We start from the raw sequence: 21,210 nt of genomic DNA, 5'->3' as shown, positions 1-21,210 counted from the left end.
CCCATGCGCAGCTTCTCCCTGCCCCGCGCGGGCCTGGTCGCCCTCGCGATCGGCGCCACCGTCACCCTGTCGGCCTGCGCCGGCGGCACCGCCCCCGGGTCCGCGTCCCCGGATTCGACCGTCGCAGCCGAGGCGGCCACGCGTGTGGCGTTGTCGTACCCCGGCGGCATCCTGGTGCTCGACGGTCAGACCCTCGAGACCGTCGGCGACTTCTCGTCGGAGGAGTTCACCCGCCTGAACTCCGCCGGCGACGGCCAGCACATCATGGTGACCATGAGCGAGGGGTTCCAGGTTCTGGATGCCGGGACCTCGGCCGCCGAGCCCGAGCTCACCGACCTCGTCTTCCCGGCGTCGAAGCCCGGTCACGTGGTGACGCACGGAGGAAAGACGGTGCTCTACGCCGACGGCACGAGCGACTCGACGATCTTCGACACCGATGCGCTGCTGGCATCCACCGAGTCCCTTCCCGAGGTCGAGACGGTTCCGGGCGTCGAGGCGCACCACGGGGTATCGATCGTGCTCGAGGACGGCTCGTTCGTGACCACCGTGGGCAACGCCAACGGTCGTACGGGCATCGTCGTGAAGGATTCCTCGGGTGCGACCATCGCCGAGAACGCGGCCTGCCCGGGCGTGCACGGTGAAGGCACCGCCAAGGACGAGGTCGTCGTCTTCGGGTGCGACAACGGCGCTCTCGTGCTCGACGAGGGTCAGATCACCAAGATCGAGGCCCCCGACCAGCCGTACGGACGCTCGGGCAACATGTTCGTGAGCGAGACCAGCCCGCTCGTGCTCGGCGACTACAAGGACGACCGCGACGCCGAGGGGTACCTGCTGCACCGCGTCTCCGTCGTCGACACGGCCGCCAAGACGCAGACCGTCATCGACATGCCCGCAGGGGCCGAGTACACCTTCCGCGACCTGGCGCGCGGTCCGCAGGATCTGGGATACGTCCTGGCCTCCGACGGTGCGATCCACGTGCTCGACCTCGAGAAGGGGGCGTTCACCGACGCCTTCCCCGTGATCGACGCGTGGGAGGGCCCGGTCGAGTGGCAGGACGCCCACCCCGCGATCAAGGTCTCGGGTGACATCGCCTACGTGACCGAGCCCGCGAAGAACGCCGTGCACGCGGTCGATCTCACCACCGGCGCGGTCGTGAAGAGCGTCACCCTCGATCACACGCCGAACGAGATCGCGCTCACGAAGTAAGCGTCCGCTCGCAGACGGGAGTGATCGTCTGCGAGAGGCGCCCTATCGGCCGCCCCGGTCGTACGCCACCTGCAGTGCTTCGCGCACCGCGCGTACGCCGGGGCGGTCGGCCGTTCCGCGGCGGACGGCCGTGAACACCTCGCGTCGCGGCTGCCCGGGCAGGCCCACGAGTCGCACGGGAGGCGTCTCGCCCGCGAAGACGAGATCGGGGATCATGCCGACGGCATGACCGGATGCCACGAGCCGGGCGTGCGCGGTGAGGTCGGCCATCTCGAAGCGCACGTCGGGCTCGAACCCGGCGGCGCGGCACTGCTGCGTCGCCCACTGACGGGCGGCGGTGCCCACCGGCTCCATGACCCAGGCGCGCTCGCGCAGGTCCTCCAGGCTCTGCGCCGGATCGTCGCTCGAGACGGCCAGACGGATGGCATCCCGCCCCAGCAGGCTGCGCTCGAGCCCCTCGCGATGCTCGCGCGTGTGACCCGGGTACTGCTCGGCCACGACGAGGTCGAAGCCGCGCGCGGCCACCTCGAACAGTCCCTCCTCGGGGGCGAGCTCCGCGACCTCGATGCGCAGGTTCGGCTCGCTCCCGGCCAGGGCGTCGAGGGCTCGGGGGAGTAGGCCGTGCGCGGCGGACTGCATGACGGCCACCCGCACGGGCGCCAGCGACGGCCGCATGCGTTCCAGTTCGGCGCGGGCCGCTTCATCGGCGGCCAGCATGCGCGCGGCGTGCGCCGCGAGAGCGGCCCCTTGGGCGGTCAGACGGACGCGCCGTCCGTCCGGTTCGAGCAGCGGCACCGCGGCCTCTTTCTCGAGCAGGGCGAGCTGCTGCGAGATGGTCGACGGGCTGTACGAGAGGGCGTCGGCGACGGCCGCGAGGGTGCCGCGGACCGACAGCTCGTGCAAGAGGCGCAAACGGCGCAGGTCGAACATGGCATCCCTTCGTTTTCATCGATCAGTATGCGTCAGGAATCATCGCTTTTCCCGAACGGATGGCAGCCCCATGCTGAAAACATCCGAGGAAGGATCGCCATGTCGCTCACCGATGTCCCCGACACCACGTCCGGCACCACCCCCGCCGCACTCGTCTCTGCCCACGAGCTCGCCGACGAGGCGATCGCCCTCGTGCGCCGCTGGCTCGCCGAGAGCCGGAACGAGCCCGTCGACGCCGCAGCCCAGCGGCTGGCCGGGGTTCTGCGCGACCCGCACGGCCTCGACTTCACCGTCGGCTTCGTCGACGGCGTCGTGCGCCCCGAAGACGTGCGCGTCGCCGCGCGCAACCTCGCCGCGCTCACCCCGCTCATCCCGGGCTTCCTGCCGCTGCACCTCAAAGCCGCGATCCGCCTCGGTGCGTTCGCCGCGCCCATCCTGCCGCAGATCGTCGTGCCCGCCGCCCGTACGGCACTGCGCTCGATGGTGCGCCACCTGATCGTCGACGCCACCGACCGCAAGCTCGGCGAGGCCATCTCCTCGATCCGCGGTCGGGGAGACGGCATCCGCCTCAATGTGAACCTGCTCGGCGAGGCGATCCTCGGCAAGAAAGAGGCCGCGCGGCGCCTGGCCGGCACCCGAAAGCTCCTCTCGCGCGACGACGTCGACTACGTCTCGATCAAGGTCTCGTCGACCGTCGCCCCGCACACGCCCTGGGCCTTCGACGCCGCCGTCGCCGACGCGGTGGCGGCCCTGCGGCCCCTCTACCGTGTGGCGAAAGAGACCGGCACCTTCCTCAACCTCGACATGGAGGAGTTCAAAGACCTCGACCTCACCCTCGCCGTCTTCGAGACGCTGCTGGCCGAGCCCGAGTTCCACGGCGTCGAGGCCGGCATCGTGCTGCAGGCCTATCTGCCCGACGCGCTCGCCGCGATGATCCGCCTGCAGGAGTGGACCGCCGCGCGCGTGGCATCCGGGGGAGCCCCCATCAAGGTGCGCGTGGTCAAGGGCGCGAACCTGCCGATGGAGCGGGTGGATGCCGACGTGCACGACTGGCCGCTCGCCACCTGGCCCTCGAAGCAGGCGACCGACGCGTCGTACAAGGCCGTCCTCGACTACGCGCTGCGCCCCGAGCACACGACCAACGTGCGGATCGGCGTCGCCGGCCACAACCTGTTCGACGTCGCCCTCGCCTGGCTCCTCGCCGAGCGTCGCGGAGTCACCGGCAGCATCGACGTCGAGATGCTTCTCGGCATGGCGACCGCGCAGCAGGCCGTCGTCCGCCGCACGGTCGGTTCGATCCTGCTCTACACCCCCGTCGTGCACCCGCAGGAGTTCGACGTCGCGATCGCGTACCTGATCCGCCGCCTCGAAGAGGGCGCATCGAGCGAGAACTTCATGTCGGCGGTGTTCGACCTCGACACCCACGAGGCGCTGTTCTCTCGAGAGCGTGACCGCTTCTTGGCATCCCTCGCCGACATGCCCGAGGGCGTTCCCGCCTCGAACCGGGTGCAGGACCGCTCGGCCGAGGCCCCTCTCGCCCCCGCGCACGGCTTCCGCAACACCCCCGACTCCGACCCGGCGATCGAGGCGAACCGCGACTGGTCGCGGGCGATCGTCGCGCGCATGGAGGACTCGACGCTCGGCGCGCGGACCATCGCTGACCACACGGTCACCGACGAAGCCACGCTGAACGCACTGATCCAGGATGCCGCGACGGCTGCCGCGGGCTGGCGCGAGCTCGGAGCCGCGAAGCGCGCGGAGATCCTGCACCGCGCGGGCGACGCGCTCGAGAAGCGTCGCGCCGACCTGCTCGAGGTCATGGGCGCCGAGTGCGGCAAGGTCATCGAGCAGAGCGACCCCGAGGTGTCGGAGGCGATCGACTTCGCCCACTACTACGCCGAGCAGGCGCGCACTCTCGAGGCCGTCGACGGCGCGACCTTCACCCCGGTCGGTGTCACCGTGGTCACCCCGCCGTGGAACTTCCCCGTCGCGATCCCCGCGGGCTCGACCCTCGCCGCGCTCGCCGCCGGTTCCGCCGTGGTCATCAAGCCCGCGGGTCTCGCCGAGCGCTCCGGCGCCGTCATGGTCGAGGCGCTGTGGGAGGCGGGGGTTCCCCGTGAGGTGCTCAAGCTCGTGCAGGTGTCCGAGAACGATCTCGGTCGTCAGCTGCTCACGCACCCCGCCGTCGAGCGGGTCGTGCTCACCGGCGCCTACGAGACGGCGGAGCTCTTCCGCTCGTTCCGCCCCGACCTGCCGCTCTTGGCCGAGACGAGCGGCAAGAACGCCGTGATCGTCACGCCGAGTGCCGACCTCGACCTCGCCGCGAAAGACGTCGCGATGTCGGCCTTCGGCCACGCGGGCCAGAAGTGCTCCGCGGCATCCCTCGTCGTGCTCGTCGGATCGGTGGCGCGCTCGCGGCGCTTCCGCGACCAGCTGGTCGATGCCGTCACCTCGCTCGAGGTCGGTATGCCGTGGGACGAGGCCTCGCGCATCGGACCCCTCATCGAGCCTGCTCAGGGAAAGCTGCTGCGTGCGTTGACGTCGCTCGAGCCCGGCCAGCGCTGGGTGGTCGAGCCGAAGCGCCTCGACGACGGGGGGATGCTGTGGCGGCCCGGCATCCGCGAGGGCGTGCAGCCCGGCAGCGAGTTCCACCGCACCGAGTACTTCGGTCCCGTGCTCGGCATCATGACCGCCGAGACCCTCGACGACGCGATCGAGATCGTCAACGCCATCGAGTACGGCCTCACCTCGGGCCTGCACGCGCTGGATTCGTCCGAGATCGACACCTGGCTCGCGCGCATCGAGGCCGGCAACGTCTACGTCAACCGCGGCACCACCGGCGCCATCGTGCAGCGCCAGCCCTTCGGCGGCTGGAAGAAGTCCGCCGTCGGCGCGGGCACCAAGGCCGGCGGACCGCACTACCTGTTCGGCTTCGGAACGTGGGCGGATGCCGAGACCTCGTCGCCCCGCACGCCCGCCGCCCTCGCCGCCCCGGCGCTGGCGGCCGTGCCCGCCGCGGACCGCGAGTGGGTGGCATCCGCCCTCTCGAGCGATGCCGCCGCGTGGGCCGGGGAGTTCTCGCTCGCCCGTGACGTGACCGGCCTGGAGTCGGAGCAGAACGTGCTCCGCTACGCCGCGGTTCCGGTGACCGTGCGCGTCGAGGACGCGTCGGAGGCTGCGCTCGTGCGCGTGGTCGCCGCGGGTGTCCGCGCCGGGTCGGCCGTGACGGTGAGCACGGCTCGCGAGCTCTCGCCCGCGGTGCGTGCCTGGCTCGAGGGCGTCGGCGTCCGCGCCGCGGTCGAAGACGCCGCCGAGTGGGGTCGCCGCGCTGCGCGGCTGGCCCGGACGGGTGGCCGCATCCGCCTGCTCGGCGGATCGCCCGTGGCGGTGGCCGAGGCGACGAACGGCTCGCCCTCGGTCGCCCTCTACGCAGGCGACGTCACCCGCGCCGCGGCACGTCGAGCTGTTGCCGTTCCTGCGCGAGCAGGCCGTGTCGATCACCGCGCACCGCTTCGGGACGCCGCGCCGGTACGAGGTGCCGCCGCTGGTCGGCTGATCTCTCCCCCCCCCGACGGCGGGGCCGTTCCTTCGGGGCGGCTCCGCCTCTTCGGTGGGCCCGGGACGGTGCCGCGGGCGTACCGTCCGGCGGAGACCGGTGGCGACCCGCCGGGTCGGGGTGGTGTGGGTCGGTGTGTCGGGGTCGGAGTCCGCAGGACGGCGCGCACGACAGGCACGTCGAGGATCCGGGTGGCGGCTACGTCGTTCCCGACGCCGCGGGACCGTGGTCGCCGCGTACGAGATCTTCGCGGGGGAGGGGTACCTGTCGACCCGCCCCGGCGGCCGGTCGTGTTCGGCTACGCCGGGCCGTCGACACTGGCATTGATGGATGCCGTCGCCCAGATCGTCGAGACGCTCCGCGCCCATGGCGGACCGTCGTGCGGAGTTCGGCGGTGACACGCCGGGAACGGTGAGGGCCTGAGCGGTGTGTCGCGCAGAACCTCCGCAGGATGGTGGGAGGCCCCGGCCCCGGCCCTCACCGACCGAGGATCTCCAACGCCGCCATCGCCGCGTTCTGGCCCCCGATGCCGCTCACCGCCCCGCCGCGCTGAGCGCTCGCCCCGCACAGCAAGACCCGCGCGTGCGGCGTCGCCACTCCCCAGCGCGCGGCGGGGGAGTCGGCGGGCGCGTCGAGCCACGGCCACGACAGGGCGCCGTGGAAGATGTCGCCGCCGGCCATGTTGAGCGTGGCTTCAAGGTCGCTGGTCGTGCGGGCCTCGATGCAGAGCCGGCCGTCGGGCGCCCGCAGGATGCAGTCGCGCAGCGGCTCGGCGAGCACCGACTCCAGCGACGCCTGGGCGGCGGCCAGCAGTCGTGCTCCCGCGGCGACCGGGTCGGTGTCGGCGATGAGCCGGTGCGGCACCTGCAGGCCGAACATCGTGAGCGTCTGCGCGCCCGACGCGCGCAGCTCCTCACCGAGGATGGACGGGTCGGTGAGCGAGTGGCAGTAGATCTCGACCGGGAGAGGCTCCGGGATGAGCCCTCCGGATGCCGCCACGTGAGCGGCATCCAACTGGGTCATGGTCTCGTTGACGTGGAAGGTGCCCGAGAAGGCGGCCTCGGGGGTCACCGATTCGTCTCGGAGACGGGGCAGCCGCGAGAGCAGCATGTTGACCTTCACCTGCGCACCCTCCGGCTCCTCCGCCCCCGTCGTGGCGGCGCCGCCCGCAGTCAGCAGGCGGTCGAGGACGGCGCGGCCGACGCCGCTGAGCACGAGGTCGCCGTGGAAGACGTCGGAGCGGTCGGTCATGGTGTGCACGTCGCCGTCGGGCGAGATCGAGATCACCTCGACCCCCGTGACGATCTCGGCCCCCGCTTCGCGAGCGGCGCGTTCGAGTTCGGCCGTGACCGCGCCCATGCCACCCACGGGCACGTCCCAGTCCCCGGTCCCGCCGCCGATCACGTGGTAGAGGAAGCAGCGGTTCTGCGCGAGGGAGGGGTCGTCGGACGAGGCGAAGGTGCCGATGAGCGCGTCGGTGAGGGCGATACCGCGCACCAGATCGCTCTCGAACGAAGAGCGCAGCAGGTCGCCGAGCGGGCGGGTGGTGAGGGCCTCCCACAGCTCGTCGTCGCCCACGCGTTCGCGCAGTTCGTCCGCCGTGGGCAGCGGCTCGGTCATCGTCGGGAAGACCACCCGGGCCACCGGGGTGAGGCGCTCGCCGAACGCCGCGAAACGTTCGGCCTCGTCGGCGTCGCCGAGGGTGCGCGCGAACGAGGCGGCCGTCGCCTCGGCATCCCGCGTATCGACGAGGATCCCGCGCGTGGGATCGGCCGGGTCGGGTGTGTAGGAGGAGTAGCGGCGGCGGCGCAGGTCGACGCGCAGACCCAGGTCGTCGATGACCTTCTGCGGCAGCAGGCTCACCAGGTACGAGTAGCGCGACAGGCGCGCATCGACACCCGCCCACGGGCGCTCCGACACGGCGGCGCCGCCCACGGCATCCGATCTCTCGATCACCACCACGCTGCGCCCTGCCCGGGCGAGATAGGCCGCGGCGACGAGGGCGTTGTGCCCGCCCCCCACGATGACGACGTCGTACCGGCGAGAATCCGAAGCGGTCATGAGCCCACGCTAACGACAGCGGCGAATTCGCCGAAGGGGGTGGCGCACGTAGCCTGGATGCCATGACTTCCGCAGCCGACCTGCTCGAGATCGCCACGCGTATCGCTCGGGAGGCCGGTGAACTCGCCCACCGTCGCCGTCGCGAGGGCGTGACGGTCGCCGCGACCAAATCGGCCGCCGCCGACATCGTCACCGCCGCCGACCGCGAGGTCGAGGCCTTCATTCGCGCGGAGCTCGCGCGAGAGCGTTCGGACGACGGCTTCTTCGGCGAGGAATCCGGCGCCGAAGAGGGAACGAGCGGCATCACGTGGGTCGTCGACCCGATCGACGGCACCGTCAACTACGCCTACGGGATCCCGGCCTGGGCCGTGAGCATCGCCGCTGTCGAGGGCACCGCCGAGACCGCGTCGTGGACCGCGCTCGCCGGGGCGGTCTTCAACCCCGTGACGGGCGAGCTCTTCCGCGCCTCGCGCGGTGGGGGCGCCTGGCTCGGCGACCAGCGCCTGTCGGTCGCCGAGGTGGGCCCCGCCGGGGGACTCGTCGCCACCGGTTTCGGGTACAACCCCGAGACCCACGGTCCGGCCCTGGAGCAGCTGTCGCGTGTCATGCCGATCGCCCGTGACGTGCGCCGTATCGGCGCGGCGTCCCTCGATCTGGCCTCGGTGGCCGCCGGTCGCGTCGACGCGTATTACGAGCGCGGCACGCAGCCGTGGGATCACGCCGCCGGCGCGCTGCTGGTCGCCGAAGCGGGCGGAGTCGTCGGGGGAGCCCCCGGCGGACGCCCCGGCAACGGCATGGTGATCGCCGCGGGGCCGGAGTTCTACCGCCGTCTCGAGCCGCTCCTCGACTACGAGCGGTGACAGAGGTCGCGCCCATGGCATTCTCAGATCAGCCGAGGTAGGGTGTTTACCAGTTCGTTATCTTCCGCAACCCGAACCTGCGGAGATGGCCAAGCCCCCAAGCCCGAAGCCGTCGCGTTCGCGACACGACACGAGAGCCCTTCCGCGTTGCCGTCAGAAGCCTCTGAGACTGAGCCCGCCGTCACCCGACGGTCTCGTCGCCCCCTCCCCACGCCCGCTCCCGAGACGACCCCCCGGCTGACCCGAGCCGAGATGCGCCGTCGCTCCGCGAGCGAGACCCCCGTCGCCACGCTCGAGGCCCCCGCCGCCGAGCCGCAGGGCGCCGACCCCGCCCCGGTCGACGCCGACGCCGCCTCTCAGTCCGAGCTGATCGAGAGCGTCGCCGCTGCCGTCGTCGGCACCGTCATCGCCGCGACCATCGAGCCCACGCTGCCGCCTCGCGCCGCCGCCGCGGCTCCCGCCGAGCAGACTCCGGATGCCGCGGCCTCCGACGCCCTCGACGTCACCGTCGTCGACGAGCAGCGTCGTGCCGACGACGTCGCCGTCATCCTGCAGAGCGCGGACGGCGCCGTCGCCACCACCCCGGTGTCCCTCCCGACCTCGCCCATCACGCTTCCCGTGAGCCGTCGGTCGCGCCGTCGCCCCCAGGCGTCGGTCATCCTCGACTCGACCGCCGACGAGGCTGTAGCCGAGCCGGCCGTCGCTGCCGCCGAGCCGGCCGCGGCGCGCGCGTCGAAGCCGCTCGAACAGGCCGCTATCGAGCAGCCTGCCGCCGCCGCCGCGTTCCCCGCTGACGACACCGTGGCCGATGAATTCACCACCGCCGCGCGCCTGTTCTCGTTCACCGGCGAGACGCCCACGCAGCAGGCGGCTCCCGTCACCCCCGCTCCCGAGCCGGTGTCGGAGGGGCTGCCCGCCGCGGCCGCTCCCCGCACCCGCCGCAACGTCCGCCGCATCGCCGCGACCTCGTTCTCGGTCGGCGTCATGGGCGTTGTCGGACTCCTCACCGTGGGCATGACCATGCCGGTCAGCGCCATCGCCTCGGCGAGCGGCACCGACAGCATCACCGCTCCGGTCGCCGACACCGCGACCACGCGTCTCGCGGTCGGCGGAGACGTCGCCTCGTCCGACGGGGCGATCCAGGCGTACGTCGCCCCGGCCCAGTCGCAGGCCGCGGTCGTCGACCGCGCCGACGGCTACAGCGCCACCACGTACTCCAAGATGGCCGTCGACTCGGGCATCAAGTACCCCACCAACTTCTACGTCAACAACCCGACGTCGCCCATCCAGTGGCCCTTCGCGGTCGGCGTCTCGATCTCGTACGGCTTCGGCATGCGCGACGGCGGCTTCCACGAGGGTGCCGACTTCGTGCCCGGCGAGGGTGCGCCCGTGCAGGCGATCGCCGACGGCACCGTCCGTATCGCGACCGAGCAGGGTGGCGCCTTCGGGGTGACCGTGCTGATCGACCACGTGATCGACGGACAGCTCGTCTCGAGCCGGTACGGCCACATGCAGTACGGCTCGCTCCAGGTCACCCCGGGCGAGAAGGTGCACGTCGGCCAGTTCCTCGGACGCACCGGCAACACGGGTCGATCGTTCGGCGCGCACACGCACGTCGAGATCCTCCAGAACGGCACGACCCCGATCGACCCCATCGCGTGGCTGCGTCAGCACGCCGGCGGCTGAGGCTCGATTCGTAAGAGAGTGTCGAGGTCTGATATTCTCTTCTAGTTGCCCGGAGCGATCCGGGTACGCCCCGATAGCTCAGTGGCAGAGCACTTCCATGGTAAGGAAGGGGTCGTCAGTTCAATCCTGACTCGGGGCTCAAGGCATCCTCATCTGAATCCAGGATGCCGTGCGGCGGGGTAGCTCAGTTGGTGAGAGCGCACGACTCATAATCGTGAGGTCGCGGGTTCAAGCCCCGCTCCCGCTACATGTTCGCCGCAAAGCCGTCCTCCGGGGCGGCTTTCGCTTCTCTCCGACGCGTTCCCGCACGAGGTCCTCACGGCGCCCCGATAGGGTGAGCCGCGTGAGTGATTCGGGAGAGTTCGTCCAATCCCTCGCTCGCGGTCTTGAGGTGATCCGGGCCTTCGACGCCGAGAACCCGGCGCTGACCCTCAGCGACGTCGCCCGCCGCGCCGATCTGACCCGTGCCGCGGCCCGCCGGTTCCTCCAGACGCTCGAGACCCTGGGTTACGTGCGCGCCGACGGTCGGGTCTTCTCGCTGACGCCGCGCGTTCTCGAGCTCGGCTTCAGCTACCTCTCCGCGCTCTCGCTGCCGGTGCTGGCCCAGCCGCATCTCGAGCGTCTGTCGCGCGAGGTGGGGGAGAGCGTCTCGTCGGCCGTGCTCGACGGGGCCGACATCGTCTACGTCGCCCGCGTTCCCACGCGTCGCATCATGAGCGTCGGAATAACGATCGGCACGCGTTTCCCCGCCTACGCGACCAGCATGGGGCGCGTGCTGCTCGCGGCGCTTCCCGACGCGGACGCGCGACGGATCGTGGCCGCTTCGCAGCCCGCTTCTCTCACCCCGCGCACGCGGACGGACGTCGATGCGATCGCCGTCGAGCTCGAGGCGGTGCGTGCTCAGGGGTGGGCTCTCGTGGACGGCGAGCTCGAAGAGGGGCTGCGCTCCCTCGCGGCACCCGTCCACGACCGCTCGGGGGTGGTGGTCGCGGCGGTGAACATCTCGGCCAGTTCCCGCGGTGACGCGGACGAGTGGCGAGAGCGGTGCCTGCCGGCACTGCGGGCCGCCGCGGCCGAGATCGACGCGGACCTCCGCCTGGTCTGAATTCCGGCTGCGGGCCCACGGCGGTCCTCCCTTGCCGTCTTCGCGGTGGTCGGCGTATCCTGTTCGCAGAACGTACGCATGTACGCAGAGCGAACAAGCAAGGATGCTCCGCATGATCGACAAGACCGTCCCCGACCTCGAGGCGGCCGTCGCCGGTATCGCCGATGGCGCGACCGTGATGATCGGCGGCTTCGGCCGCGCGGGTCAGCCCGTCGAGCTGATCGACGCGCTCATCGCGCACGGCGCGCGCGATCTCACCGTCGTCAACAACAACGCGGGCAACGGCGACACCGGCTTGGCCGCCCTGCTCGCGGCCGGGCAGGTGCGCAAGATGATCTGCTCCTTCCCGCGCCAGAGTGACTCGTGGGTCTTCGACGGGCTGTACCGCGACGGCAAGGTCGAGCTCGAGCTCGTGCCGCAGGGCAATCTCGCCGAGCGCATCCGCGCCGCCGGCGCCGGCATCGGCGGGTTCTTCACCCCCACCGGCTTCGGGACGCAACTCGCCGAGGGCAAAGAGACGCGGCGCATCGACGGCCGCGACTACGTGCTCGAATACCCCATCCGTGCGGATGCCGCCCTGATCAGCGCCCGCGCCGCCGACCGCTGGGGCAACCTCGTCTATCGCGAGACCGCACGCAACTTCGGCCCCATCATGGCCGCGGCTGCGGCCACCACGATCGTTCAGGTCGACGAGATCGTCGAGCTCGGCTCGCTCGATCCCGAGTCGGTCGTCACCCCGGGTCTCTACGTCGATCGCGTGGTCGCGGTCGGGGAGCGCGCATGGCTCCGCGACGGCGCGTTCGTCGGCGGCGTCGACATCGAGGGCCGGGCTCTGGCATCCGAGGAGGAGAAATGACAACTCGCATCTCGCGGCGCGATCTCGCCGCCCGCGTGGCATCCGACATTCCCGAGGGCGCGGTCGTCAACCTCGGCATCGGTGCTCCGACCCTGGTCGCCGACTACCTGCCGGCGGGACTCGAGATCGTCCTGCACACCGAGAACGGCATGCTCGGCATGGGTCCCGCTCCCGAGCGCGGGCGCATCGACCCCGACCTCATCAACGCGGGCAAGCAGCCGGTCACCGCGCTCGCGGGGGCTGCGTACTTCCACCACGCCGACTCGTTCGCGATGATGCGCGGCGGGCACCTCGACGTGTGCGTGCTGGGGGCGTTCCAGGTGTCGGCCGGCGGCGATCTCGCCAACTGGTCGACCGGCGAGCCCGGCGCCATCCCCGCGGTGGGCGGCGCCATGGACCTCGCGATCGGCGCGAAAGACGTCTACGTCATGACCGACCTGCTCACCAAGGGCGGCGAGCCCAAGCTCGTCGCCGCCTGCAGCTATCCCCTCACGGGCGTGGGCTGCGTCTCGCGGGTCTACACCGACCACGGCGTCTTCGACGTCACCCCCGACGGCTTCCGCGTGCGGGAGCTTTTCGGCGACAACACGCACGAAGAGATCGAGTCCCTGCTCGGTCTGAGCCTGGAGGCCTGAGACATGCCCGCATCCTTCGTCTACGACGCCGTCCGCACCCCCTTCGCTCGCCACGGCAAGGCCTTCGCCGACGTGCGCCCCGACGACCTCGCGGCCACCGTCATGGCATCCGTCGTCGAGCGCACCGGTATCGACCCCGCGCGCATCGAAGACGTGATCTTCGGCGATGCGAACCAGGCGGGGGAGGACAACCGCAACGTCGCGCGTTTCGGCGCCCTCCTGGCGGGCTTTCCCTCTTCGGTGCCCGGGACGACGATCAACCGGCTGTGCGGATCGTCGCTGGATGCCGTGATCCAGGGCTCCCGCGCGATCGAGGCCGGCGATGCCGACGTCGTCCTCGCCGGCGGCGTCGAGTCGATGACCCGTGCCCCCTTCGTGGTCGAGAAGAGCCCGCGGCCCTTCCCCGCGGCGAACCAGACGATGTGGAACACCTCGATCGGCTGGCGCATGACCAACCCGCGTCTGAGGGCGGACTGGACGATCTCGAACGGCGAGAGCGCCGAGAAGCTCGCCGAGATCTACGACATCTCCCGAGAGCAGCAGGACGCTTTCGCCGCGCGCAGCCACCGTCTCGCTGCCGCGGCGTGGGCAGAGGGACGCTTCGACGATGAGATCGTGCAGGTCGAGGGGCACGCGCTCGCGCGCGACGAGGGCATCCGCGACGATTCGACCGCCGAGGTGCTCGCGGGTCTGCGACCTGCCTTCCGCAAGGACGGCACGGTCACGGCGGGGAACTCTTCGCCCATCAACGACGGGGCCTCGGCAGTGCTGCTGGGAGCGGAGGGGATCCTGGATGCCGAGCCCCTCGCGCGCATCGCGGGTCGGGCCGCATTCGGCAACGACCCCGATGTGTTCGGTGTCGCCCCGGTCGAGGCGGCCAACCGCGCCCTCGCCCGCGCCGGCAAGACCTGGGCCGACGTGTCGTTCGTCGAGCTCAACGAGGCATTCGCGTCGCAGACCCTGGCGTGCGCGAAGCTGTGGACCGAGCTCGACCCCGCCCGCCTCAACGAGAACGGGGGAGCGATCGCGATCGGCCACCCGCTGGGGGCCTCGGGCGGGCGCATCATCGCGCGCGCGGCGCACGAGCTGAAGCGCCGAGGCGGGGGTGTCGCGGTCGCCGCGATCTGCATCGGTGTCGGGCAGGGTCTCGCGGTCGTCCTGGAACGCTGAGGCCGCCGCCGCGGCATCCGCGCCACGAGAACGGGCGCTGCCCTGGGCGCAGGTGGATCCGCACGGAATCGGCCTGCTCTCGTCGCCCACCTGCTCCGGCGACGACACGCGTCGCTCGGGGCTAGGACTCGTCGGCCCAGCGGTCGCGGGGTCGGTCGTCGTCGTCGTCGCGGACGTGCCCCGGGGCGGACCACTCCAGCTGGAACCCGCACTCGCGGCACTCGTCGGCACCGCCGCCCTGCTCGAGAAGCGGGTGCATCGTCACGCCGCACGAGGGGCAGATCGGCTGCGCCGTGTCGTCGTAGGGGTCTCTGTACGTCATCGCGTTCCACTCGTCGGTCGTTGCCGAGGACAACTCCCCGCGTCGCCGCAGTGTTCCCCCGGAGAGGCCGCGGGCCCCGACGTGTCGCCTCGGGCATAGGCTCGGCCCATGCCGATCCCTCGCGTCGCCGCGGGCTCCGCTCCGGTGGCGGAGGCCGCATGACGGCATCCACCCCCGCTCCCGACCCTCGCCGCTGGAGCGCGCTGTCGGTCATGCTCATGGGGCAGTTCGCCGCCCTCCTCGACGTCAGCGTCACTAACGTCGCCCTGCCCTCGATCGGGCGCTCCACCGGGGCGGGTCCGAATGAGCTGCAGTGGATCGTGACCGGTTACGTGCTCGCCTTCGCACTGGTCCCCGTCATCGGGGGACGGCTGGGCGACCAGCGGGGTCGGCGGCGCATCTTCACGATCGCCGTGCTCGGGTTCGTGACCGCCAGTGCGGCTGTCGGTCTGGCGCCGAACGCGGGGCTCCTCATCGCGGCCCGGGTCGTCCAGGGGCTGTTCGGCGGCATGATGGGCCCGCAGGTGTCGGGCTTCATCCAGAACGCCTTCCCCGCGTGGGAGAGAGGGCGGGCCTTCGGCAGGCTCGGCCTCACCGTCGGTGCGGGGACGGCGCTCGGTCCGGTGATCGCGGGTCTGCTCATCTCGGCTGGTGGCCCCGACATCGGCTGGCGGCTGGTCTTCTTCATCAACGTGCCGGTCCGGCATCGCGGCCGTGCTGCTCGCTCGCCGGTGGGTTCCCGCCGATGAGCCGTCTCCCACGGCATCCGCTCGCCAGATCGATCTGCTCGGCGCGCTCCTGCTCGGCGCGGGTGTGCTGTGCCTGCTGTTCCCCATCGTCGAGACGGGCCAGGGTGGCGGCCCCGTGACGCTCCTGCTCCTGCTCCCCGCCGCGGGGTTCCTCTTCGCGCTCGTGCGGCATGAGGCGCGCCTGACGAAGGCGGATGCCGGGCCCCTGCTGGATCTGCGCCTGTTCCGCGTCCGCTCGTTCGTCACGGGTGTCGTCTTCGCCGTCGTCTTCTTCTGCAGCAACACCGGGATCCCCCTCGTGCTCGCGCTGTACTACCAGAACGGCCTCGGTTTCACCGCTCTGCAGTCGGGGCTGGGAGTCACGGCCTACGCCATCGGCTCGGTGGTGGGAGCCCCCGTGGCCGGGCGCTTCGTCTCGCGCGTGGGCCGCCCGCTGCTCGTCGGCGCGGTCGCGGTGTTCACCGGGGTCACGATCGTGCTGGGGCTCCTCGTGCAGTCCGGTGCCGACGCGACCGACCCGGTGGGAGTCATCCTGCGCCTGTGCGTGCCCCTGTTCGTCCTCGGGGTCGCGGGTGGGGCGATCGTCACCCCGAACCAGACGCTGACCCTCGCCGATGTCGACCCCCGCCGAGGCGGCGTCGCCGGCGGAGTCGTCCAGACGGCTCAGCGGGTGGGATCGTCCATCGGACAGACGGTGCTGGGGACGACCTTCGCGCTGGCGGTCGTGGGTGCGGCGCAGGCTACGGGCCCCGGGGATCCGGCGGGGGACCCGGGCGCTTTCGCCCGCGCGCTGACCCTCGCCCTCGCGGTGTCGGTGGTGTTCTCGGGGTCGGCCATCCTGCTCAGCGCGGTCGAGGTGCACCGGCAGCGTCGCCACTGAAGCGGGCGATACGCGCGGACGCTAGCGTCGAGGCATGCACGTCACCTCCGCCCGTCTGGGTCTCGGCCTCGCCGCCGTCGGCCGCCCGGCTTACATCACCACCGCGCGCGACAGCGACCTCGGTGACCCCGCCGAGCGCACTGTCGACGCGATGCGAGAGCGCGCGCACCTGCTGCTCGACGAGGCGTGGGCGCTCGGCATCCGATACGTCGACGCCGCCCGCTCCTACGGTCTGGCCGAGGAGTTCCTGGGATCGTGGCTCGCGGCCCACCCGGGCCGGCGTGAGCACCTCACCGTGGGGTCGAAGTGGGGCTACGCCTACGTCGGGGAATGGAAGATGGATGCCGCCGTGCACGAGCGCAAAGAGCACTCGGTCGCCATGTTCGACCGGCAGTGGCCCGAGACGCTCGAGGCCCTGGGGTCGGCCCCCGACTTCTACCTGATCCACTCCGTGACGCCCGAGAGCACGGCTCTCGCCGACACCGAGCTGCTCGATCGGCTGCGCGGGCTGCGGGCCGGCGGCGTGCGGGTCGGCCTGTCGACCAGCGGCCCGCACCAGGGCGAGGTGATCCGCACCGCCCTCGCGCTCGAGGACTCCCCGTTCTCGGTCGTGCAGTCGACGTGGAACCTCCTCGAGCCCTCGGTCGCCCCCGCGTTGCAGAACGCCCACGACGCCGGGTGGACGATCGTCGTCAAAGAGGCCCTCGCCAACGGCGAGCTCGCCCGCGCCGAATCGGGGAGTCGCCTCGAGGCCCTGGCATCCGGAATGCCGTCCGATGTCTTCGCCCTCGGTGCCGCGTTGGCGCAGCCCTGGGCCGACATCGTGCTCAGCGGTGCGACCACGCTCGCGCACCTGCGCCGAGGCGCGCGTGCACGACCGGTCGACACCGCGGGGAGGCTCGCGACCGACCCCGTCGACTACTGGCAGCGCCGATCGGAGCGCCCCTGGCGCTGACCGGGGGTCAGGGCACGCAGTTCAGCGTCGCGACCGAGCCCGAGACGTTCGCCCATGACGTGGCGATCGCGGTGGCGAGCACCGACCCCGACGAGGAACGGGCCTGCAGGTACCCGGCGGAGCGCGCGTTGGCGATCGAACGCACGGTGATGCTGGGGGAGTACGTGCCGCACGTCGAGTACGACACCCGCGTGCCCGACAGGCTCGACCCGCTGAACGCGCACACGTTCCCGGTGGCGCAGCTGCCGACGGCGTCCTCGTGGTCGGAGGGGACGTCGATGGTCATGCCCAGCTCCGGCCACTCCGCGTGATGGGAGTCGATGACGACCCCGCCGGGGATCTGGGCGAGAGCCGCGGCGATGTCGGGGTGCAGTTCGTCTGTCGAGGTCATTCGGTCTCGGCCTTTCTGTCGAGGACGTCCCAGAGGGTGTAGTCGGTGATCGAGCCCGCGGGTAGTTTGAGGTTCTCGTTGTCGGCGAGCAGTTCGGATTCGAATCCGACGATGCGGCCCGTGTCGGCGGACAGCAGCAGCGTCGCCTCGGAGGTGGTGAGCCCGGACGGTACCGCGGCGAGACCGACGACCGGGCGGCCGAGTCGGTCGAACGCCGTCCCGACGACGCGCAGCCCGGGGGCTTGAGCGACCACCTCGAGCAGAGCGGCCTGCTGGGCACCGGTGAGGGTCCACTCGCCCAGGAGCGCCCGGGCGCCGAGCATCGCGTCGCCCGCCGTCAACTGCTCGCCGGCGCCGGTCGAGGTGAGCACGAGAGCCCGCATCGCCTCGACGGTGGGCTCGGGGGCGTTGCGCGAGAGCGGCGAGAACTGGTTCTGCACGAACTGCAGGTCGCCCACCACGGTTCCGGGCGTCGGATCGCCGGTGGGGACGGTGTCGCCCGCTGCGTTGGTGGCCTCTGCGGCCGTCGTCACGACCGAGCCGGAGAGGTCCTCGTTCCACCGCACGTCGATCCACTCGCGGCGGAACACCGTCGCCTCGGCCTCGTCGGGCGAACCGCTGTAGTACCACCCGAGCGAAAGCGACCGTCGCTCGGGTGAGGAGGGGCCCGACCCGTCGGTCAACCGCTCCTGCGCCTGCGCGATCACCTGGGACGCGTCCTCCGAGATCGAGGTGAACACGAGTGGTTCCGGGGTGAGGGCGGATGCCGGGCTCCCCGGCATCCACAGGACTCCGGTGACGATCGCGAGCACGAGGACGACGACCGCAGCGGCTGAGCCCCAGGCGGCGTAGGCGGGTCGGCGGCGCGGCGGACGCGCGGTGCGGGCGAAAGCGCGAGCCCGGCGCTCGGCGTCGAGGGGGATGGGGGCGTCCAGGGGCGTGCGCGCCGGGTCGAGCCGGCGCACCGCGCGGGTGAGCTCATCGTCGTTCATCGAACACCTCCTCCGCGGACAGGGGCGCTGCGGAAAGGAGCGGGCGGAGTTTGGCGCGCACACGATTCAACCGGGTCCACACGGTACCCGCGCTCGCCCCGACGACGACACCGACGTCGGCGGCCGGCAGGTCTTCCCAGTACGTGAGCCAGAGGATCTCGCGCTCCTTCTCGGAGAGTCCTCGGATCGCGTCCACGAGCCGCTCGATCATCTCGCCCTCCGACTCGTTCGACAGGGTGCGCACCTGGTCCTCGATGTGCGTCCACAGTGCCCCCTCCCGGTCTCGTCGTCGGTACTCGTTCGCGATGAGGTTGCGCGCCGTGCGGTACAGCCACGGAAGACCGAACGGCTCGCGCGGGTCGCGCTTGCGCCACGCGATCTCGAAGCATTCCATCGTGAGGTCGTCGGCGGCCTCGCGGTCCGACACTCGCCGCTCGACGAATCGCCGAACGGCGGTGTAGTGCTCACGGAAGAGCGCCACGAAATCTGCGTCGTCCGTCACCGCTGTCTTTCCTCGTGCGTGTACCGGGGCTGTGTCGGTGAGGCGGCGAACCTTACCGAGGCGCGCGGGAGAAGAATTCTGGGTCGGTGTGTAAGGAACGGCCCACGACCGACACGACATATGCGGGGGTGGGTGCCGACTCCGGCTTCGAGAAGGCACCCATACGCCCGTCGTCCGATGTTCGGGTCTGACGGCGACGGGCGAGGGGTTGCGCCGCTTGGGGGCGGCGCAACCCCTCGGATCTTCTCCATGCGATCCACAATGGCAGAGACGGTGCGCGCCGTGAGACGACAGTCGTCGATCAGGCGGGATCGACCAGCAGGTTGGTGATCCGCGCCGTGGCGATCAGGCGGTCCTCGTCGTCGACCACGCGGACGTCGTAGGTGGCCATGCGTCGACCACGGTGGGCGGGTGTGGCCACGGCGTGGATGCGGCCGTCTTTCGCCCCGCGATGGTGCGTGATGTTCAGGTCGACACCGACGCAGACCATGCCCAGGGTCGAGGCATGGATCATGGCCGCCCACGATCCCACCGCCTCGGACAGTGCGGCCGTCGCGCCGCCGTGCAGACGACCGAGCGATTGCGTGTTTCCTCGGACGGGCATCGATGCGCAGACCCGATCCGCGGACTGTTCGGTCACGATGATGCCGAGACGTTCGTCGAGGGCGCCGGGGGTGATGGTCCAGGGCGTCATGGAGGCTCCTTCCGGCGCCCTCTTGTCGGGGGCGCATCCCTCTGACACTATTACTGAACGCTCGGTCGGTAACGGTGTCGAACGAGTTTTTCACCTGCCCCACAGAACGACGGAGTTCTCATGGCCACGCTGACCTCGGCATCCGCCCCTGCCACCGGGATGAAACGAGAGGAACGGCGTGTGCTCGCCGGGACCCTCGTGGGCACCTCGATCGAGTGGTACGACTTCTTCATCTACGCCCAGGCGGCCGGGCTCGTGCTCGCGCCCCTGTTCCTCGCGCCCCTCGCGCAGAGCGACCCCGCGATCGCCCAGGTGCTCTCGTTCGCCACGATCGGTATCTCGTTCCTCTTCCGCCCGCTCGGCGCCGTCGTCGCCGGATGGCTCGGCGACCGCCTCGGCCGGAAGAAGATGCTCGTGCTGACGCTCGTCATGATGGGCGTGTCGACGGCCCTCATCGGGGTGCTGCCGACCTACGCCGCGATCGGTGTGGCCGCCCCCGTCCTGCTCATCCTGCTGCGGGTGTTGCAGGGCTTCTCGGCCGGCGGCGAGTGGGGTGGTGCGGCGCTGCTCTCGGTCGAGCACGCCCCCGTCCACCGTCGCGGGTACTTCGGGGCGTACCCGCAGATCGGCGTCCCGGTGGGGATGATCCTGGCCACCGCGACCCTGTGGATCCTCACCTCGTCGATGTCGGCCGAGGCCTTCCTCGCCTGGGGGTGGCGTGTGCCGTTCCTGTTCTCGATCGTGCTCATCGTCGTCGGCTACCTCATCCGCCGCGCGGTGGAGGAGAGCCCGGTGTTCGAAGACCTCGTGCGCCGCCGCAAGGAGTCCTCCGCCCCGCTCGGGCAGCTTTTCCGCAAGAACTGGCGCGAGGTCGCCCTGACGGCCTTCGTGTTCATCGGCAACAACGCCGCCGGCTACCTGCTCATCGCGTTCTTCGCCACCTACTCGGTCTCGACCCTCGGGATGGAACGCCCGACCGTGCTGCTGGCGACGACCCTGGCATCCTTCGGCTGGCTCGGTTTCACCCTGTGGGGCGGCCGGCTGTCTGACCGCTTGGGGCGCATCCGCACCTTCCAGCTCGGCTACCTGCTGCTGGCGATCTGGGCCGTACCGATGTGGTTCCTCATCGACACCGCGAACATCTTCTGGTACTTCGTCGCGCTGTTCGTGATGACCCTCGGCCTCGGGCTGTCGTACGGGCCGCAGGCGGCGCTCTACGCCGAGATGTTCCCCGCGAACGTCCGCTACTCGGGCGTCTCGATCGGCTACGCGCTGGGCGCCATCATGGGTGGGGCCTTCGCGCCGATGATCGCCGAGGCGCTGCTGCGCTCCACGGGCGCCTCGTGGACGATCGGCCTCTACATCGCGGTCGCCGCACTCGTCTCTCTCGGTGCTGTCTCGCTCATCAAAGAGACGAAGGGCGTCGACCTGCGGGCGTGATCCCGGATGCCGTGACGGGGCCCTTCGCGTCGGCGAGGGGCCCCGTCACGCGCCGCCGGGAGGAGTTCGTCGGCGTCGGCCGAGGGGACGGTGCGCCGTACCGCGGACTTCGTCGCCCTCCGTCGGCATGCCGGGTCGCCGGTGGCGGCGTGCCGCCACGGTATCCGCAGGACGGACCAGGGATGTGCGCCTGCCGCGGCGCGACCCGGCGGGGCAGAGC

General features: G+C 71.3%; 18 protein-coding genes, 2 tRNA genes and 1 pseudogene. 14 read left to right on the top strand and 7 right to left on the bottom strand.

Going from position 1 to position 21,210, the window contains the following annotated elements; all coding sequences use genetic code 11:
* The first annotated feature begins 3 nt into the window (after nt 1–3).
* A complete protein-coding gene (gene aztD / locus QE416_RS01945) occupies nt 4–1,206 on the top strand; it encodes a zinc metallochaperone AztD (RefSeq protein WP_307313050.1) in 1,203 nt (400 codons plus the stop codon).
* A 42-nt stretch (nt 1,207–1,248) separates the two neighbouring features.
* Here aztD and QE416_RS01940 read toward each other — a convergent pair whose 3' ends face one another.
* Complete coding sequence (locus QE416_RS01940; protein WP_307313048.1) at nt 1,249–2,136, bottom strand: LysR family transcriptional regulator; 888 nt, start codon at nt 2,134–2,136, stop codon at nt 1,249–1,251.
* A gap of 99 nt (nt 2,137–2,235) precedes the next feature.
* Here QE416_RS01940 and QE416_RS01935 point away from each other — a divergent pair.
* Nucleotides 2,236–5,692: pseudogene (locus QE416_RS01935) on the top strand (bifunctional proline dehydrogenase/L-glutamate gamma-semialdehyde dehydrogenase).
* Between the two features lie 477 nt (nt 5,693–6,169).
* On the opposite strand, the gene QE416_RS01930 reads toward QE416_RS01935, so the two are convergent.
* Nucleotides 6,170–7,753 carry an NAD(P)/FAD-dependent oxidoreductase gene (locus tag QE416_RS01930; protein ID WP_307313047.1) on the bottom strand — a complete coding sequence of 528 codons (1,584 nt, stop codon included), beginning with the start codon at nt 7,751–7,753 and terminating at the stop codon, nt 6,170–6,172.
* Nucleotides 7,754–7,815: 62 nt separating this feature from the next.
* On the opposite strand from QE416_RS01930, the gene QE416_RS01925 reads away from it, so the two are divergent.
* From QE416_RS01925 to QE416_RS01890, 8 genes are all read left to right on the top strand, one after another.
* The gene (locus tag QE416_RS01925) at nt 7,816–8,613 is read left to right on the top strand and encodes an inositol monophosphatase family protein (protein WP_307313046.1); all 798 of its coding nucleotides are present in this window, start codon (nt 7,816–7,818) and stop codon (nt 8,611–8,613) included.
* A gap of 252 nt (nt 8,614–8,865) precedes the next feature.
* Nucleotides 8,866–10,299 carry a M23 family metallopeptidase gene (locus QE416_RS01920; RefSeq protein ID WP_307313045.1) on the top strand — a complete coding sequence of 478 codons (1,434 nt, stop codon included), beginning with the start codon at nt 8,866–8,868 and terminating at the stop codon, nt 10,297–10,299.
* 67 nt (nt 10,300–10,366) lie between these two features.
* Nucleotides 10,367–10,438 (top strand) — tRNA-Thr (locus QE416_RS01915).
* 34 nt (nt 10,439–10,472) lie between these two features.
* Nucleotides 10,473–10,546, top strand: a tRNA-Met gene (locus QE416_RS01910).
* A 96-nt stretch (nt 10,547–10,642) separates the two neighbouring features.
* The gene (locus tag QE416_RS01905; RefSeq protein ID WP_307313044.1) at nt 10,643–11,404 is read left to right on the top strand and encodes an IclR family transcriptional regulator C-terminal domain-containing protein; all 762 of its coding nucleotides are present in this window, start codon (nt 10,643–10,645) and stop codon (nt 11,402–11,404) included.
* A 112-nt stretch (nt 11,405–11,516) separates the two neighbouring features.
* Nucleotides 11,517–12,260 (top strand): 3-oxoacid CoA-transferase subunit A, encoded by a 744-nt coding sequence (locus QE416_RS01900; RefSeq protein ID WP_307313043.1) that lies wholly within the window; start codon nt 11,517–11,519, stop codon nt 12,258–12,260.
* The gene (locus QE416_RS01895; RefSeq protein WP_210073215.1) at nt 12,257–12,895 is read left to right on the top strand and encodes a 3-oxoacid CoA-transferase subunit B; all 639 of its coding nucleotides are present in this window, start codon (nt 12,257–12,259) and stop codon (nt 12,893–12,895) included. Before QE416_RS01900 ends, QE416_RS01895 begins: the two co-directional genes overlap by 4 nt.
* A 3-nt stretch (nt 12,896–12,898) precedes the next feature.
* Nucleotides 12,899–14,065 carry a thiolase family protein gene (locus QE416_RS01890; RefSeq protein ID WP_307313042.1) on the top strand — a complete coding sequence of 389 codons (1,167 nt, stop codon included), beginning with the start codon at nt 12,899–12,901 and terminating at the stop codon, nt 14,063–14,065.
* A 121-nt stretch (nt 14,066–14,186) separates the two neighbouring features.
* Here QE416_RS01890 and QE416_RS01885 read toward each other — a convergent pair whose 3' ends face one another.
* Nucleotides 14,187–14,387: a zf-TFIIB domain-containing protein gene (locus QE416_RS01885; RefSeq protein ID WP_307313041.1), complete on the bottom strand. Its 201-nt coding sequence runs from the start codon at nt 14,385–14,387 to the stop codon at nt 14,187–14,189.
* A 158-nt stretch (nt 14,388–14,545) separates the two neighbouring features.
* On the opposite strand from QE416_RS01885, the gene QE416_RS01880 reads away from it, so the two are divergent.
* From QE416_RS01880 to QE416_RS01870, 3 genes are read left to right on the top strand one after another with little or no spacing between them, the layout of a single operon-like run.
* Nucleotides 14,546–15,136 (top strand): MFS transporter, encoded by a 591-nt coding sequence (locus QE416_RS01880; RefSeq protein ID WP_307313040.1) that lies wholly within the window; start codon nt 14,546–14,548, stop codon nt 15,134–15,136.
* Entirely contained in the window at nt 15,102–16,016 is a 915-nt protein-coding gene (locus tag QE416_RS01875; RefSeq protein ID WP_307313039.1) for an MFS transporter, read from the top strand. Before QE416_RS01880 ends, QE416_RS01875 begins: the two co-directional genes overlap by 35 nt.
* 34 nt (nt 16,017–16,050) lie before the next feature.
* Complete coding sequence (locus tag QE416_RS01870) at nt 16,051–16,971, top strand: aldo/keto reductase (protein ID WP_307313037.1); 921 nt, start codon at nt 16,051–16,053, stop codon at nt 16,969–16,971.
* A 7-nt stretch (nt 16,972–16,978) separates the two neighbouring features.
* Here QE416_RS01870 and QE416_RS01865 read toward each other — a convergent pair whose 3' ends face one another.
* From QE416_RS01865 to QE416_RS01850, 4 genes are all read right to left on the bottom strand, one after another.
* Entirely contained in the window at nt 16,979–17,362 is a 384-nt protein-coding gene (locus tag QE416_RS01865; protein WP_267787973.1) for a hypothetical protein, read from the bottom strand.
* On the bottom strand, nt 17,359–18,354 hold the full coding sequence (locus QE416_RS01860; protein WP_307313036.1) for a hypothetical protein: 996 nt from the start codon (nt 18,352–18,354) through the stop codon (nt 17,359–17,361). The genes QE416_RS01865 and QE416_RS01860 overlap by 4 nt, the downstream gene beginning before the upstream one ends.
* Nucleotides 18,341–18,856 (bottom strand): RNA polymerase sigma factor, encoded by a 516-nt coding sequence (locus tag QE416_RS01855; protein WP_210073230.1) that lies wholly within the window; start codon nt 18,854–18,856, stop codon nt 18,341–18,343. Before QE416_RS01855 ends, QE416_RS01860 begins: the two co-directional genes overlap by 14 nt.
* Nucleotides 18,857–19,157: 301 nt before the next feature.
* Nucleotides 19,158–19,550: a PaaI family thioesterase gene (locus QE416_RS01850; RefSeq protein ID WP_267787970.1), complete on the bottom strand. Its 393-nt coding sequence runs from the start codon at nt 19,548–19,550 to the stop codon at nt 19,158–19,160.
* Between the two features lie 120 nt (nt 19,551–19,670).
* Between QE416_RS01850 and QE416_RS01845 the strand changes: the two genes are divergently transcribed.
* A complete protein-coding gene (locus QE416_RS01845; protein ID WP_267787969.1) occupies nt 19,671–20,990 on the top strand; it encodes an MFS transporter in 1,320 nt (439 codons plus the stop codon).
* Nucleotides 20,991–21,210: the final 220 nt, after the last annotated feature.

It is taken from the genome of Microbacterium sp. SORGH_AS_0421, assembly GCF_030818635.1.
GTDB lineage: Bacteria > Actinomycetota > Actinomycetes > Actinomycetales > Microbacteriaceae > Microbacterium.
The sequence above is the reverse complement of the archived record's forward strand: the minus strand, read 5'-3'. Positions and strand labels throughout refer to the sequence as shown.